General features: G+C 66.1%; 12 protein-coding genes. 5 read left to right on the top strand and 7 right to left on the bottom strand.

All coding sequences use genetic code 11. The features are described from left to right. Positions 1-14 precede the first annotated feature (14 nt). Positions 15-1703 carry a dihydroxy-acid dehydratase gene (locus tag GXY15_07455; protein NLV41050.1) on the top strand — a complete coding sequence of 563 codons (1689 nt, stop codon included), beginning with the start codon at positions 15-17 and terminating at the stop codon, positions 1701-1703. A 118-nt stretch (positions 1704-1821) separates the two neighbouring features. Beyond that, positions 1822-3258, top strand: a complete 1437-nt coding sequence (locus GXY15_07450) for a sulfatase (protein ID NLV41049.1) — start codon at positions 1822-1824, stop codon at positions 3256-3258. Between the two features lie 183 nt (positions 3259-3441). Here GXY15_07450 and GXY15_07445 read toward each other — a convergent pair whose 3' ends face one another. The 3 genes from GXY15_07445 to GXY15_07435 all read right to left on the bottom strand — a co-directional run bounded on the left by GXY15_07445 (position 3442) and on the right by GXY15_07435 (position 6771). Beyond that, positions 3442-4326: a hypothetical protein gene (locus GXY15_07445; GenBank protein NLV41048.1), complete on the bottom strand. Its 885-nt coding sequence runs from the start codon at positions 4324-4326 to the stop codon at positions 3442-3444. 205 nt (positions 4327-4531) lie between these two features. Then, on the bottom strand, positions 4532-5410 hold the full coding sequence (locus GXY15_07440; GenBank protein ID NLV41047.1) for a sugar phosphate isomerase/epimerase: 879 nt from the start codon (positions 5408-5410) through the stop codon (positions 4532-4534). A gap of 29 nt (positions 5411-5439) precedes the next feature. Next, positions 5440-6771, bottom strand: a complete 1332-nt coding sequence (locus GXY15_07435) for a Gfo/Idh/MocA family oxidoreductase (GenBank protein NLV41046.1) — start codon at positions 6769-6771, stop codon at positions 5440-5442. A gap of 152 nt (positions 6772-6923) precedes the next feature. Between GXY15_07435 and GXY15_07430 the strand changes: the two genes are divergently transcribed. Beyond that, a complete protein-coding gene (locus GXY15_07430) occupies positions 6924-7616 on the top strand; it encodes a hypothetical protein (protein ID NLV41045.1) in 693 nt (230 codons plus the stop codon). 13 nt (positions 7617-7629) lie between these two features. On the opposite strand, the gene GXY15_07425 is transcribed toward GXY15_07430, so the two are convergent. From GXY15_07425 to GXY15_07410, 4 genes are read right to left on the bottom strand one after another with little or no spacing between them, the layout of a single operon-like run. Then, positions 7630-9759 carry a glycoside hydrolase family 32 protein gene (locus GXY15_07425; GenBank protein NLV41044.1) on the bottom strand — a complete coding sequence of 710 codons (2130 nt, stop codon included), beginning with the start codon at positions 9757-9759 and terminating at the stop codon, positions 7630-7632. Positions 9760-9779: 20 nt separating this feature from the next. Then, positions 9780-10685, bottom strand: a complete 906-nt coding sequence (locus tag GXY15_07420; protein ID NLV41043.1) for an ROK family protein — start codon at positions 10683-10685, stop codon at positions 9780-9782. 16 nt (positions 10686-10701) lie between these two features. Further along, on the bottom strand, positions 10702-11688 hold the full coding sequence (locus GXY15_07415; protein ID NLV41042.1) for a hypothetical protein: 987 nt from the start codon (positions 11686-11688) through the stop codon (positions 10702-10704). 51 nt (positions 11689-11739) lie between these two features. Beyond that, positions 11740-14361: an alpha-L-rhamnosidase gene (locus tag GXY15_07410; protein ID NLV41041.1), complete on the bottom strand. Its 2622-nt coding sequence runs from the start codon at positions 14359-14361 to the stop codon at positions 11740-11742. A gap of 159 nt (positions 14362-14520) precedes the next feature. On the opposite strand from GXY15_07410, the gene GXY15_07405 reads away from it, so the two are divergent. Then, the gene (locus GXY15_07405; GenBank protein NLV41040.1) at positions 14521-15105 is read left to right on the top strand and encodes a DUF1080 domain-containing protein; all 585 of its coding nucleotides are present in this window, start codon (positions 14521-14523) and stop codon (positions 15103-15105) included. A 15-nt stretch (positions 15106-15120) separates the two neighbouring features. Then, positions 15121-16071 (top strand): hypothetical protein, encoded by a 951-nt coding sequence (locus GXY15_07400; GenBank protein ID NLV41039.1) that lies wholly within the window; start codon positions 15121-15123, stop codon positions 16069-16071. Positions 16072-16084: the final 13 nt, after the last annotated feature.

Genomic DNA, 16084 nt, shown 5'->3' with positions numbered 1-16084 from the left:
TAAAGAGGTGCGCTGTGCCAGAAAATGACGACCAGTACGGCATAAACCGGAATCTGACCAGTTACAGTGACCGTGAGTTCAGCAAATACATGCGCCGTGCATTTTTGACGTCGGCGGGTTATGACCGGGTGGACCTTGACCGGCCCATCGTCGGCATCGTGGACACGTCCTCCGACTACAACACCTGTCACCGCCAGATGCGGGAAATGGTTCAGGCAGTCAAGCGCGGCGTTCTCGAGGCGGGCGGGCTGCCGCTGGCGTTTCCCACCATTTCCCTGCACGAAATCCTTACGGCGCCGACGACCATGCTTTTCCGCAATCTTGCGGCCATGGACACCGAGGAGATGATCCGCGCGCAGCCCATGGATGCGGTGGTGCTGCTGGGCGGCTGCGACAAAACCGTGCCCGCCCAGCTGATGGGCGCCATATCCGCCAATATCCCCATGATCAGCGTGGTGTCGGGGCCGATGTTTACCGGTTCCTGGCGCGGGCAGCGTCTGGGCGCCTGCACCGACTGCCGCCGTTTTTGGGCGCAGTACCGAGCGGGGGAACTGACGGAGGCGGAAATCCAGGAAGTGGAGCGCTCCCTTTGCGCCACCGGCGGCTCCTGCATGGTGATGGGCACGGCGTCAACCATGGCCGCCGTGACGGAGGCCCTTGGCCTGATGCTTCCCGGGGGTGCGACGCCGCCCCATCCCACCGGAGAGCGGCTGCTCAATTGTGTGGAATCGGGACGCTGCGCCGTCCGGCTGGCGAAACAGGGTGTTCGCCCGTCGGAGATCCTGAGCCGCGAATCTTTCCTGAACGCCATAACGGTGTTGACGGCGCTGGGGGGCTCCACCAACGCGATTGTGCATCTGCTGGCCATTGCCCGCCGCGCCGGGACAGCCCTGGAGTTGGATGATTTTGATGCTGTGGCGCGAAACACGCCGTTGCTGGTTGACTGCAAACCTGCGGGAACAGGCTATATGGAGGACCTGCACCGGGCGGGCGGCGTGCCGGTGCTGCTTAAGGCCCTGGAGCCGCTGCTTCAGCCTGGCGCGCGCACCATTGCCGGAAAAACCATGGGGGAACTGCTGAAAGACGCGCCGCCCCCCGGAGACTGGCAGACCACCATTCGGACACTGGACAAGCCGCTTGGCCCCACAGGCGCGCTGGCGGTGCTGCGCGGGTCACTGGCGCCCGACGGCGCGGTGATCAAAGCGGCGGCGGCAAGCCCCGCGCTGATGAGCCACCGCGGGCCCGCTGTCGTGTTTGAGTCCGCCGAAGACGCGCAGCGCATAGACGATCCCGCCCTGGCCATCACGCCCGAGCATGTGCTGGTGTTGCGCAACTGTGGTCCAGTGGGCGCCGGCATGCCCGAGGCCGCTTCTCTGCCCATACCGAAATATCTGGCCGCGCGGGGCGTCAGGGACATGGTGCGGGTGTCCGACGCCCGCATGAGCGGCACCGCCTACGGAACTGTGGTGCTGCATTGCTCCCCCGAGGCGGCCGTGGGCGGCGCGCTGGCGCTGGTCCAAAGCGGTGACCTCATTGAACTCAATGTCGGGGAACGCCGCATTGACCTGCTTGTGGAACCGGAGACACTGCAGGAACGGAGGCGGCGTTTGACCGCGCCTCCAGCACCCGAACGGGGCTGGCACAAACTGTATGTGGAACATGTGCAGCAGGCGCATCTCGGGGCCGACATGGATTTCCTGTAATCCTGGAATTCATTTGCCCGGGCCGGCGCCCCAAGACATGCATGCCGGAGCCGTGCCCGCACACCCGCCGAAAGAGACCGCAGAAATGGCCGCACACGCCCTCCGCCGACGCGAATTCATGGCCGCCGCGCTCGCAACCCTCGTTGCCTGCGCCCCGGGGCGCGCCGGGGCCGCCGCCCCGCCCCGAAGGAGAAACATCCTTTTCATCGCCGTGGACGACCTGCGCCCGCATCTGGGCTGCTACGGGCACCGCGGGGTGCTCACGCCGAACATGGACCGGCTGGCGGCCCGGGGGATGGTTTTTGAGCGCGCCTACTGCCAGCAGTCCATCTGCATGGCCTCCCGCGCCAGCCTGCTGAGCGGATACCGCCCCGACAAGGGGGAAATGTTTCGTTGCGGCCCGCTGTACAAGCATGTGCCCGGCGCCCTGCCGGTGAACCGGCACTTCCTCAACAACGGATACGAGGCCGTCTCCATCGGAAAAATCTACCACCACAAGAGCGACGAAAAACGGGGCTGGAGCCGGGAGGCCTTCCACGCCAAAGGGCAATGGGCGGGAAGGGGATACCTCACCCCCGGGGCGGCCGCCCTGGTCCGGGAGTATGATGGGAAGCATCCCGAAGCCAGCCGGAAGGGCATGGGGCCCGCCTTTGAATGCGCCGATGTTCCGGACAACGCCTATGAGGACGGCCTGGCCGCCGACCGGGCGGTGGAGGAGTTGAACCGCCTCCAGGACCAGCCCTTCTTTCTGGCCGTCGGATTCCACAAGCCGCACCTGCCGTTCAACGCGCCCAGGAAATACTGGGATCTGTACCGGGAGGAGGACATCCGCCCGGCCGGCAACCCCTTCGCCCCGAAAGACGCGCCCAAAGAGGCGCTCACGGACTGGGGCGAACTGCGCGGATACCACGGAATCCCGGCAAGCGGCCCCCTGCCGGATGACCTGGCGCGCCGGCTGATTCACGGTTACCGCGCCTGCGTGTCCTACGCGGACGCGCAGGTCGGCCGCGTGCTCGATGAGCTGGACCGCCTGAACCTCCGCGACAACACCATTGTGGCGCTCTGGGGCGACCACGGCTGGAAACTGGGCGAGCACGGAATGTGGTGCAAGCACACGAATTTTGAACTGGACACGCGCTCAACGCTGCTGGTCAGCGCGCCGGGCATGAAGGCGGCGGGCCGGCGCACGCGGGCGCTCACTGAATTTGTGGACATTTACCCCACGCTGTGCGATCTGGCAGGCCTGGAGAAACCGGGGCATCTTGAGGGCACGAGTCTGGCGCCCCTGCTCGATGATCCCGAAAGGCCCTGGAAGGAGGCGGCCTACAGTCAGTATCCCCGGGGGACGGTCATGGGCTACTCCGTGCGCACCGACCGGCACCGCTACACGGAGTGGCGCCGCATCGGCGAAAAGGAAGTCCGGGCGCGGGAACTTTACGACCACGAGAGTGACGCGGACGAGAACACCAACGTCGCGGACGCGGCGGAGAACCGCAAAGTTGTCGAGCACCACAGCGAACTGCTGAAAAGGGGGTTCCAGACCATCGCCAGGTAGGTGTGCCCGGCATTCTCCCCCCCCGTGCGGCACCCCCAAAACAGACATCCCCCCGGGGCATTTCAAGGCCGGAATGCCGCGTCTGAAAGATGATGCCGGTGGCATGGGCCCGACATCCTCTTGAGAACACCGCATCCGAACCCGAAGCTGCCCTGGTGAGGTTTTGGGGGCAAACGAAACCGGCTATTCCCGCGTGTGAATGTCGTAGACGATGGGAATGCGCACCTTGTCCCTGCGCTTGGGGTCCTCGTAATACGTCGTGCTGAACAGGTAGCCCTTCGTCTTTCCGCCGCCGCGCAGGGCGAGCACCCTGAACCCGCGCAGAAAGTCGCCCTTTCCCTTCCGCGCGAGGAGCTCGACAATCTCCGGGAGCGCGTCCAGCGGGGCCTTCACGGGCCGGTTGTACTTGAAGGTGTCGAAGAGGATGAAGACGGGGGCCGGATCCCCCGCGGGGTTGTCGCGCGCGGGGACAATGTCCCAGGCCATGTCCTTCTCAATGTCGTGGCCGACAACGACCACGTCGCGCGCGCACTGGACGGCGTTCCGGACCCCGTGCGCGAGGACGGCGTCCCCGAACCGCTTGCGGCGTTTTCCGGGGGGGGGGGAGTAGATTTCGCTGACGAAGGGCGAGAGCCCCGTCAGGTCGAAGCATTTCTGCGTGTAGGGTTTTGCGCCCTTTGTGACGACGACTGTCCGCGCGCCGGAGCGAAGCAGCCTCTCCAGGCCCTCAATCGAACCCCTGCGCCGCTGGAGAAAGCGCTCCTTCTCCTGCTCAATGTAGGCGTAGAGTTTTTCCTGCCAGGCTACAAAGGCGTCGGTGACCTGGGGGGAGCCCCTTCCATACTGCGCCTCGAAACTGTACCAGGCGTCCTCCTCCTTCTTGATCCGGATGGTGCGGAGTTCCGGCTCCCAAACAAGAAGCAGCTCATCGTTGTCGAGCAGGGAGATCTTCCCCCGAAGATCCGCGGCCCCCGCCCCGCGGTTGATGACGAGCCCGACGAGATCCAGGATAAACGACACCAGCCCGCCCGCCGCGCCGGCGTACCCAGGAATGTTACGCATCGCCATTCAGCACTCCTCAAACCACCCGTCACCATGCGCTGTCACACAACCAACGGACGCTCCCGGAGACGCCGCCGCCACCCTCTGCCAAGACGCCCCCGGCTGGACGTCCTCCGGCCCCCGCGCCTTTGTCAAGAATACAACCATTCCGGGCGCGTTTTCCAATGTCTGCGCGGCGGGCATCAAACCGGGGCCCCGACGCGCCCAAAAATCACTTCAGGCGCGCGGCAATCCACTGCCGGTTTCGCGCCGCAGACTCGAAGGGATTCCGGTCCTCGGGCTCGTCCTCCCAGGAATACCACCCGGAATACCCGGCACCCTTCAGCGCCGCCATGCACTCCTCCACGCGGGCGGCGCCCTCGCCCAGCAGGCAGGTGCGGTGCGCCCCGGCGGCCTTGACGTCCTTCAGATGGGTGTGGCGCACAAGGGGCCCAAGTTCGCGGATGATGTCCGGTCCCGAAACCCCCTGCGTGCCGAACCAGCCGGTGTCCGCGCAGACGCCCAGCCATTCGTTACCGCCGCCGATGAGGTCGAGCAGCTCCTTGGCCGTTTTCTGCGGGTGGTTCTCCAGGTTGAAGCGCACCCCTGTTTCCTTGCACAGGGCCGTCGCCAGATCGGGCGTGAGGTCGCCCATTCCGCCGTTGATCTGCGGAATGCCGAGCGCCAGGCAGATGTCCACCGTCTTGCGGCCGAACGCGCCGCCGTAGCCGATGGCCTGAAGGCCGTTGTCGTCCAGGGCTGCTTTCCACGCGGCGCAGCGCTTCTTGTCCATGACCTCGGGCGCGGCGTGGGCCTCCCACACCTCCACGGCCTTGAACCCGTGCGAGGCGATCTCCGCGCAGACGGCGCGCCAGGCCGCCTCGTCCGTGGCGGCCACGGTCTTCTTGTGCTGCTCGCCCCACTGGGCCAGCTCAAAACGCCAGTCCGTCACCTGGGCCACCAGGTTCGCCGTGACAAAGGCGATCCGGTCCGCGCCCGCCGCCCGCGCCGGCGCGGCGGCACCCAGCGCGCCCGCGGCGGTCACCGCCGCCCCGGAGGCGACGGAGGCGCCCAGAAACGCGCGGCGGGACACGCCCTTTTTCTCTTCCATGGCTGCTCTCCCTGCCGTTTTCGCGGCGGTCACACGCTCCAGGGGCTGCGGTAGTCGCGGGTCAGCCACTTGGGATCGCCGCTTCCGGGGGCGAAGTCCATCTCCTTCGGCAGCCACTTGATCGCCGAATGGTTGTAGTAGGCCTGGTTGAACAGGTGGCAGCAGGTGGCGCTGCGGCCGCCGACCTCCTCGTTGGTGACGGGGCGCTTGCGCGACTCAACGCAGTCCAGGAAGTTCCGGATGTGGTCGCCGCTCTCGTACAGCCTCACCTTGGCGTCTTTCAGCCACTCCTTCTCCACGAAGCTGACGGCGGACCCGAGGGAGCCGCCATCCTCGCGGTTGGTGAATCCGGCGATCTTCTTGCCGTCGCGCCAGAACTCGAAGCGGCCCCGGTTCACCTTGACCTCGCCCTCGCTGCCGAAGAAGTGCGCGCCGTAGCCGTCGGTGTGAATGAGGGTTATCTTGTCGCCATAGTGCAGCACCGCGCCGCTCATGGCGTTCGGGTCCTCCGGCGGGGTGACGGCGTCGGGGCCGCTCTCGTCCATGCCCAGGCCCCACTGGGCGATGTCCACGTGGTGGGCGCCCCAGTCGCAGACCATGCCGCCGCCGTATTCCTTGTAATCGCGCCAGTCGGGGAAGTGGTCGTGGATGCCGCGCGGGCTCAGCACGGAGCTGTACGGCCGCATCGGGCCGGGGCCGACCCACATTTCCCAGTCCAGCCCGGGCTCCATGTCCTCCTCCGGCAGGTCGCAGGGCACACCGGGAGGCCCGAAACTGCACTCCACCCGGCTGATCTCGCCGATGGCGCCGTTGCGCACCAGCTCGCAGGCCACGCGGAACTCGGCCATGGACCGCTGCATGGACCCCGTCTGGAGCACGCGCCCGTGCTCCTTCACGGCCTTGATCACCGACACCGCCTCATGGATGTTGTGGGTGAGGGGTTTCTCGCAGTAGACGTCCTTGCCGGCGGCCAGGGCGGCCAGCGTGGGAATGGCGTGCCAGTGGTCGGGCGTCGCGATGCACACCGCGTCAATGTCGTCGCGTGCGATGACCTCGCGGAAATCCGTGTAAGAAGGGCACTCCGCCGCGCTGTCGGACTTCTTCGCGTAGTAGTCCGCCGCGCGCTGCCGCGTGTCCTCGCGGCGCGTGGTGTCCACGTCGCACACCGCCACCACCCGGCAGCGTTTGTGCTGGAGGAAGGCCTCCATCAGGTAGCGGCCCTGCTTGCCCGTGCCGATGAAACCGATGGTTATGAGGTCGTTGGGCTTTGCGTCGGCGGCCCAGATATGGGACGGCAGGATGAACGGGGCCGCGGAGAGGGCGGAAACCTGTTTAAGGAAGGAACGGCGGGGGATCTTCATGATCAACTCCTTGCGTTGCTTGGTTGCGCGGCGGCCGCCGTCCGGAAGCGCGGGCCACCGCCCCCCGCCATCATAGCACGCCGCGACAGGCATCTTCCCGGAATGGACACGCCGTTTTTTCGGTTATACTTCGTGAACTGGGAGGTGTTAAGATGAAAGGCGGGCTCACAGGATTTGGGGCGCTGTGCGCCCTGGCAGCGCTGGCGGGCGGGACGGCCTGGGCGCACAATCCGGTCGTCATCAACGGCGGGCCGACGGACGCCGAAACGGCCCATTTTATCAAGGACATCTCCGTCAGCCGGGTGGCCTACCACCACGCCAAGCCGGTCCAGGAACTCCTCTGGCTCACTTTTGACGGGAAGGCCGGGCAGACGCTGGATTTTCAGATGGGCCTGCCGAAACTGGACCGGTACGCCGGTGTGCGCCCGGCCACGGCCCTGCTGGGACCCGGGCTCCCGGCCGCCACGGGGCTGCCCTTCGCCATTCCCGCGGGCATGGGGGCCCTGCTGTTCACCACCGACGGCCAGACGCCGACGGTGTTCAACGAGGAGTTTACCGGCACCGTGGACTGGCAGTTTGAGGGCGAACAGGTCCGGCTCCCGCAGGACGGAACGTATTACCTGGTCTCTTACATCCCCTCCGGGGAGGAGGGCAAGTTCTGGATCGCCCCCGGCGTGACGGAGGCCTTCGGCCTGTGGGATTTGATCCGGATGCCGGTGATCATCGTGCAGGCGCGCCTTTTCCACGAGGTCTTTCCGTGGGGCGGCATCCTGGGATGGGCCTATCTCGGCATGTTTCTGGCCGCCGTGGCGGGCATCTCCATCACCGGCGCTGTGCTGCTCTGATGAAACGCCCCGGCTACCGGGCCCACGCGGACTTGAGCGACCGGACGGCCAGTGATTCGATGTGGGTGTTCGCCCCCTTCACGAAGTCGAGTTTCTGGTTGTCTTCGTCGAAATGAACGCCCATGGGCATGTAGACGAGGCCGTTCTGCGCGAAGACCTCGATGGACAGGCGGTCCACCAGCAGCCGGAGCGCCAGTTTCCCGTCCTCCAGGGCCACCTGGGCGGTCTTGTCGCCGCAGGCGAGCTGGCCCTTCTCAACGTCATAGGCGACCTTCACGCCGCGAACGTCAAATCCCAGTTCACCCGCGCCGGCGGCCTCAAAGACCGCCTCGATGTCCAGGCAGTCGCCGGAGACCGCCAGGGGAAGCTCGCCTCCGGGCACGGCCCCGGTCCATCGGTTTTCCCGCGCATAGAGCGAGGCGATCTCGCGGACCGGCCACGCGCACAGGCGCGGCCCTTCGGGGGTGGAGCGCAGGGTCAGCTCCACGGGGAAGTCCATCATCTGGTTGAAGGGCATGCTTTTGTCGCCGACAGTGCCCCAGGCAATCTGGACGCGCCGGCCGTCCTCGGCCGGGAAGTTGTTGTACGTCTGCGACGCGTAGAAGCAGTTGCCGAAGTTGAAGGGGAGGGCGGGGCCGTCGGGGGTGAAGATTTTGCCGTCGAACGCGCCGGTGAAATACTCGCCGGACGCCCCGTAGAGCACCCATTTGGCCTTTCCCTTGTCCCCGTCCACAGGCAGTTCAAACAGTTCGGGGCACTCGAAAAAGGACTCCAGCTCACTCTGCAGGGTCCAGGTCTTGAGGTCGGGGGAGTTGAAGATGCCCATGCGCTTCCCGTCGAGGAACAGCACAATGACCCAGCAGCCGGAGGGGGCATGCCAGAAGGCCTTGGGGTCACGGTTGCCCCCCACGATGTGCCCCTGCACGGGGTTTCCCTCATATTTCGCCCAAGTGCGGCCCCGGTCGTTGCTGTACGCCAGTGCCTGCGTGAAGGGGACATTCTCCGACCAGCGCCCCGTGCCGCCCGCCGCCGTATACACGCACACCATCGGCGGCTCGTCGCCGGTCTGGAAGCCGGTCGTGTTCGCGTGGTCCACCACCGCCGACCCGGAGAAGACGGTGCCCAGCGCGTCCGGATGGATGGCGTCGCCCAGTTCGGTCCAGCGCACGAGGTCCTTGCTCACCGCATGACCCCAGGTCATGTTGCCCCAGTTCCACCCCACCGGGTTGTGCTGGAAGAACAGGTGGTACTCGCCCGCGTGCCACACCAGCCCGTTCGGGTCGTTGTTCCAGCCCCGCTGCGGCGAGAAGTGGAACTGCGGCCGCAGCTTCTCCTGGTAGAGGTTCTCGCCGCCGATCAGGCTGTCGCCCGGCGTGATGAGGTTCAGCCCGGCGTCGGACTCCAGCCCGTCAGACCAGAGGGTCAGCGTTTCGCCCTTGTACGGCGCGACGTCCACGGAAGCCCAGAAGTCGGGATCCTTCTCCGCCAGCTCGATCTCGTATTCGCGGAGGATCTCCGCACCCCGGAGCAGGCGGAGCAGGACTTTCGGCGCGCCGTTCTTGACGGGCAGGTTCAGCAGGCTGTTCTCCACCCTGATTTCCCGTTTCCGCTCGGAAGTCATCGGCTCGTCTCCCAACACGATGTGGTCCACGTTGATGTGGCCCCATCCGTCCGTCCGGCTGTCCACGATCTGGATCACCGCCTTTTTTCCCGCGAGGTCGCGCACGTCCCACGACTGCCAGCGCAGGCGCTCGCTGCCGCCGGGCTTGTCGTTGGGCCCCGTGGCGGTCCGCACAACCTCCCCGCCGACCAGCAGATTGACGCAGGTCTCGCCGGGGTGCTTTCCGCCGCCGATGAGGAAACTGATGTGCGGGCGTTCAATGGTGAACGCCGGAGAGGTCAGTGTGCCTGTGGCGCCGTCGCCCTGGTGGAACGAGTTAACCAGCCGCTTTCCTTTGAACCCCGACACCTCCATCTGCTGGTCAAGCGTCCCCCGCGCCGGACCGGTTCCAAAGGCCTCGCCCTCCGCCTTCCAGTCGCCGTAGTCCTTCGCCTCGAAATCCGCGAATACCGTGTCCGCACCGAAGGCGGCCCCGCAACAGCAGACGGCGGCAACCAGCACTGCAACAGTTCCTCTTCCCATGATCTTTCGGCCTCCTTGTTTCAGTCCGTTCCGGCAGCCCGTTGGGCCAGCGCCACCGCGCCCAGCACACCGGCGCGGTTGCCCAGCCCCGGCGGCACAATGTAATTGTCCATGTCCTCCAGAAGAACCCGGGCCTGAATGTACCCGTTCAGAATCTCCCGGACCTGGCGGCGCACCTTTGGGAACAGGTGCGTCTGCTCCATGACCCCGCCGCCGAGGATAACACGCTGCGGGGAGAGGATGTAAATCTGCGGCACGATGCCGTGGGCCAGGTATTTTGCTTCCAAGTCCCATGCGGGGTGGCCGGGGGGGAGGGTTTCCGCCCGGGCACCCCAGCGCCGCTCAATCGCCGGACCGGAGGCCAGCCCCTCCAGGCAGTCCTTGTGGTAGGGGCACATCCCCTCAAAGGGGTCCTCCGTCCGGTCATGGGGTGGGAACACATGGCCCATCTCCGGGTGCATCAGGCCGTGCACCAGCCCGCCGTTCACCATCGCGCCGCCGCCGATCCCTGTGCCGACGGTGATATACACAAAGGTGTCCAGCCCCCGCGCGGCGCCCCAGCGGAACTCGCCCAGCGCCGCGCCGTTCACATCCGTGTCAAACCCCACGGGCACCCCCAACGCCCCAGCAACGGGCCCCGCCAGATCGGTGTGCGCCCAGCCCGGTTTCGGCGTCGTTGTGATGTGGCCGAAAGTGGGGGAGGAGGGGGCGGGGTCCACCGGACCAAACGAGGCGATCCCCACCGCATCGAGCCCGCCGTGCTTCGCCGCCATCTCCCGGAAAAACGCCACGGACGTTCCGATGCACTCCTCCGGCGAGGTGGTGGGAAACCGGATCTCGTCGCGCAGATCATCCGGCCCCGTGCCCACGGCGCACACAAACTTGGTTCCTCCCGCCTCTATTCCGCCATATACCGACACAAACATTCTCCTTTCGGCGCGTTCAGGCCATCTTCGTGTACTCTTCGAGCAGCCGCAGGTACACCCGGTACTGCTCCAACGAGACCCCCGGCGGGGTCTGGTGGTCCACACTGGGGATAAACCCGCCGGTCTTCATGAGGGGCACCAGCCGCTCAAACTCCGCGCGCATGGCGGCTTCCCCGTGGGGCATCACCATCTTGTCATAATGGCCGACCAGGGCGAACTCCGGAAACTGCCGCCGCAACGCCATGCCGTCCACCCCCGCCTGCCGCTCCAGCGGCAGCACCCCCTCCACCCCCGCGCCCTCCAGCCAGGGCACCATGGCCGTAACATCGCCGTCCGTGTCCACGATGGTAAGCATGCCCATCTCCTTCACCCGGGCGAGGAGGGGACGGTAATACGGGGCGATAAACTCGTCGAACAGCCCCTCGCCGATCATGGGGCCCTTGTTGAAGGACATGTCCTCTGCGAGGGTCAGGAAGGTGGGCACGCAGCTTCGCTCCACCTTCTCCAATATGTCCAGGTTGAACGCCAGCAAATCCCGGTTGATGGCATGGATCAGCTCGGCGTCCTCGATGAAGGCGTACATGAGCTTGACGAAACCCATGAGCGTGCGCGGGAACCAGAAGAAGCCCTCGAGGGTGATCCAGACCACCGCGTCGCCCCGCGCCTGCCGCGCCGCCCACGCCTCCATCCCCCGGATGGCCTCCGAATGGTCCGGGAAAAAGCTGGGCTTCACGCGCAGATAGTCGTCCATGTCCGACACAACGCCCTCGACATGGTGCTGGGCCGCCTCGATGGTGGGCTGGGTCGTGCTGAACCAGAACTGCTTGTACGGGTCCAGCCCGAACCACTCATGAATCTCGAAGATGTCCGTGAGGGACGGGGGCAGCCCCTCACCGTGCCACCGCTCGATGGTCTTGTCCCACCACATCGCCCATTCCCACCGGGGAAGCCGGTCCACGGGCTGCCGGGCCATCACCGCACGGAAACGCTCCACATGGTTCATGCAAACAATCCTTCTGCCGCGCCTGAAACGTGCCCGGCGATGCCCACACTGTCATCGGGGAACGCGGAAGACATTCTTCTCTCCGGCCCGCAGGCGGTAACAGGCAAACCCGAACCGTTGCGCGCTGTCCGCAGGGGGAAGCGAACAGCGCGCCCCTTCCGGAAGCACCAGAGTCGCCTCGCACCCCTCCGGGACCGACAGGGTCACTTCATGGCCCCCGTCGTCCGCCTCGGCCTTAAGCTCAAAGGGTCCAAGCACTGTGTGCGTGACCACCTCCAAATCCCCGATGTCCCCCAACTGCGGGCGCACATCACAGGTGGCAAACCCCGGCGAGGTCGCCCGGATGCCCGCAATGTCCATGTGAAGGAAATACAGCGGCACCACGGGGCAATGGCTCCACTCCGCCGTGGAGTCCGCAGGGGCCTCCCACATTTCCTGAAGCGTGTTATTTAGCAGCACGGAGCCCATGGTCGCCCATTTGGTCCGGAATTCCGACACCACCACATCGGCCCGTCCCCGCCTTGCCAGCGCCCAGTACCGCCAGTGCGCGTTTGCGGGATAGGACAGCCCCAGTTCCGGAGGGCACTCCACCAGCGCCCGGAGCGCCGCGTCGGCGTCTCCCCCGGGACATTGGACGAACAGGATGGACATCGCCAGCGTCCGGTCGGAGAGGCGAACGGCGCCCTCCTCCGCCAGGAAAGGAAGGTTGTCCACGAAAATCCCCCGCTCCGCGTCCCAGAACCGCTCTGTGGCGGCGGCCAGCAGTTCATCGCCTATGCGCCCGCATTCCAGCGCCTTGTCCTGGTCGCCAAAGGCGGCGGCGAGGGGGCAGAGGGCATGGCGGTACATGGCGGCGGCGTAGAGGTTGAACGCGCACTGCTTGTGCGACGGCTTCTTGAATGCCAGATGGTCCATCCAGACCGTGGGGATGCCGAGATTCTCCACCGGCAGCAGGCCGTCGCCCCCGCGCAGCGCGGCGAGATAGTCCGCAAACCGCAGCAGGCGCGGATACGCCTCCGCCACCCCGTCTCGGTCCCCGGTTTCCAGATAGTGGTTCCAGCAGTCGAAAACGAACCCCACGCCGTGGTCAAGGAGCGGGCCCCAGTAGGCCCCCTGAATCTGCTTCTGCTGGACCCGGGCCAGCCGGTCGAACGCCGGCCAGCAGTCCATGAAATATCCCTCGGGCGACTGCCCCTCGCTGAACGTGCGCAGGAACCGCTGCGGAAGGCGGGTCTCGCCGAAGGTCTGGCGGATGGCGAAGAGCTGCGGGCTGCCGTCGCCGCTGTACTGCTGCCGCTCGCGGCCCATGCCGTCCACCGCCACGTCCAGGGCGCTGTTGTTCAGGGTGTTCACCGTCGCGTCAAACAGCCGCTGGAGGGCCGGGTCCGAGCATTTCACCCGCGCCGGGTTCGGCCAGGGAAAGAGACGGCGCCGCGCCCCCACCGCCGAAACGGTGACGGGGCGGTTCGCGTTGCGCACATGGAGCTGTATCCAGCGAAAGGACTCGTAGTCAAAGGGTTCAAAGGTGTTGACCCCTTCCCGGCAGATGAAGCGGGTCCAGGCGTAGAAATGCGTGTCGAGCCACGCGGGACCGTCCGGGGCGTGGGATTCCTGCACCATCAGCTCCACCACGGCGCCCTCGGGCGCGTCAAGGCTGAACTGCGGCCAGCCGACGATGTGCTCGTTGAACTCAAAGGTGGCGAAAACGCCCTCGCGGTCGCCGGTCGCCGGAAGGGTGACCCCGGTTCCGTCCGCGGTGGGCACGGCCACGGGGGTGCGGTCCACCGTGAAGGAGTCCGGCACGCGCATGTCGAACCAGTCCCGCGGGTCGCGGTGCCAGAGAATCCGCCCCGAGTTGGCAAGCCCCTTCGCGGACACCAGCGGCTCCGTGATCAGCGGGATTTCGCGGACACGCAGGGAGGCGTCGTCTTCCCGGACCCGGTCCAGAAGGTCGTTGCCGTCGTAGTGGCTGCATGCGGCCGGCTTGTCCGGCGGGCATTCCAGGGGCATGGCCGGACACCACTCTTCCCCGGGGGCATAGCCCGGCGTGTCCCATCCCTCGGGGTGAAGACGGGCGTCATATTCCTCCTGAAGCGCCCGGAGGAACCAGCGCTTGTGCTGCCCCGGGGGGTGCGCCCGGTCAATCATGCACCGCCAGTCCCCGTCGGAGACCACGGACCGGGTGGTCCCGTCCGGAAACTCCAGAACAAGATGAAAGAGCATCCCGGGTTTTCCCGCAGGCCAGGTGCCGTCGCCCAGGCCGTAGTGCAGCACCTCAACCCCCAGGACATTCTTCCCCGGAAGAAGAAGCGGGGCGATGTCCATGGGGTCCGCGTCCAGGTGACGCGGATCGCACGGCGCGGGGCCCCACTGGACCCGCTTTCCGTTAACTGTCAGCCGGTACCGGCTGTCTGCGGAGATGAATCCCCTCGCCCGCACCGGAACGGTGTCCAAGTCAATTTCCCGGCGGAACAGGACAAAGGTGTTTGAAAGGGTCCGCGTGGAGGGCATCCACACCCACCGCGCGGGGGCAAGGTCCAGAAGGTGGGGGCGCCAGTCGCTTTGCTCAAACGCATGCAGCCCCCAAGTGTCCCGCGTCAGGGCATCCCCAAGATGCGCGGGCGCGGCGGCCCCTGCGGCGAACTGGCTGATCATCAGAAGCAGGACTGTCATGGCTGGTTCCCCGGCGCCTGTGTGCCGGGGAAGACTATATCACGCCCCGCCGCGCTTGAAAAGCGCGGGGGCGCCCGGTATCGTATGGTTTCGATGTGTCACCCCCCCGGAGGGCCGTAACCGACCGGGAAACAGCGTCCAACCCTTGGAGTGAGATCAATGAAGTCCGTTTTCGCCCGTCTCCTGCCCGCAGTCCTGCTCGTTTCGCTGGTTGCCGCCGCGGCCCCGTCCGGCGGGGAGCGCGTCTCCCTGTTCAACGGCAAGGACCTCACCGGATGGACCGTGGAAAAGTGCGAGGCCGCCGTGGACAACGGCGACATCCTGATCCAGGACGGGAACGGGCTGGTCCAGAGCGAGAAGCAGTACGCCGACTTCGTGCTGGAGTTCGAGTGGAAGGCGCTGGCGGAGGACAACTGGGACAGCGGCGTCTACTTCCGCTACGACTCCGTTCCGAAGAACAAGGTCTGGCCGCCGAAGTACCAGGCCAACCTCCGCAAGGGCATGGAGGGCAACGTGGAGGGGATCGAGGGCGCGAAGAGCGAGGGACTCATCAAGGCGCATGAGTGGAACACCTTCAAGCTCACGGTGAAGGGCGACGCCCTAGAACTGGAAATCAACGGCAAGCCCGCCTGGAAGGCGAAGGGGCTTGAGGGCCCCGCCAGCGGTTTCATCGCCTTCCAGGCCGAAGTGCCCACCGGGGGCCAGCACCGCTTTCGCAACGTCTTCATCACCGAACTGAAGTAGGAAGAAGGCAAACACATGAAACGCGCATCGTCCCTTTCCATCCGTCTGTTTTTCGCCGGCGCGCCCCTGTTCGCCGCGCTGGTCGTCTTCTGTCTCGCCGCCCATGCGCAGCCCCCCGTCCAGACAGGACCGGGCCACCGCTTCGCCTGCACGGACTACTCGGGGAACAAGGTGTTTATCGTCGGCGCGGACGGAAAAGTGGAGTGGGAGTACGCCACGGGCACCTGCAACGACCTGTGGGCGCTGCCGAACGGCAACCTGCTCTTCAACACCGGCCACGGCGTGCTGGAGGTGGACCGGGACAAGAAAACCGTCTTCTCCTACGAGTCCAAGAGCGAGGTGTACGCGTGCCAGCGCCTGGAGGGCGGGAACACCTTCATCGGCGAGTGCAACGCCGGCCGCCTGATCGAGGTGAACCCCGCCGGCGCTGTCGTGTTCGAGCTGCGCATCCTGCCCGAGGGCACGGACGGCGGCCACGCCTACATGCGCAACGCCCGCAAGCTCGCCAACGGCAACTACCTCGTCTGTCTCTATGCCGACGAGGTGGTGCGCGAGTACGACCCCAAGGGAACCGTGGTCGCCGAAATCCCCGCCGCCGGCGGCCCCCACAGCGCCGTCCGCCTGGACAACGGCCACACGCTGGTCGCCTGCGGCGACATGAAGAAGGAGGCATGGTTCTTCGAGGCGGACCGGGACGGGAAAGTCGTCTGGAAAATCACCCATGACGAGCTGCCCGGAATCTCCCTGAAGTTCCTGACGGGCTTCCACCGCCTCCCCAACGGCAACACCGTCCTCTCCAACTGGGTGGGCCACGGCGAGTTCGGCAAGGCCCCCCACCTCATTGAGGTCACCCCCGAGAAGAAGGTCGTCTGGACCTTCCAGGACCACGCCACCATGAAGACCGTGTCCAGCGTCCAGATCCTCGACGTTCCCGGCGACCCGCTCAAGGGCGAAGTTCTTCATTAGTCCTGCCTACGGA

It is taken from the genome of Candidatus Hydrogenedentota bacterium (assembly GCA_012730045.1).
GTDB lineage: Bacteria > Hydrogenedentota > Hydrogenedentia > Hydrogenedentales > CAITNO01 > JAAYBR01.
The sequence above is the reverse complement of the archived record's forward strand: the minus strand, read 5'-3'. Positions and strand labels throughout refer to the sequence as shown.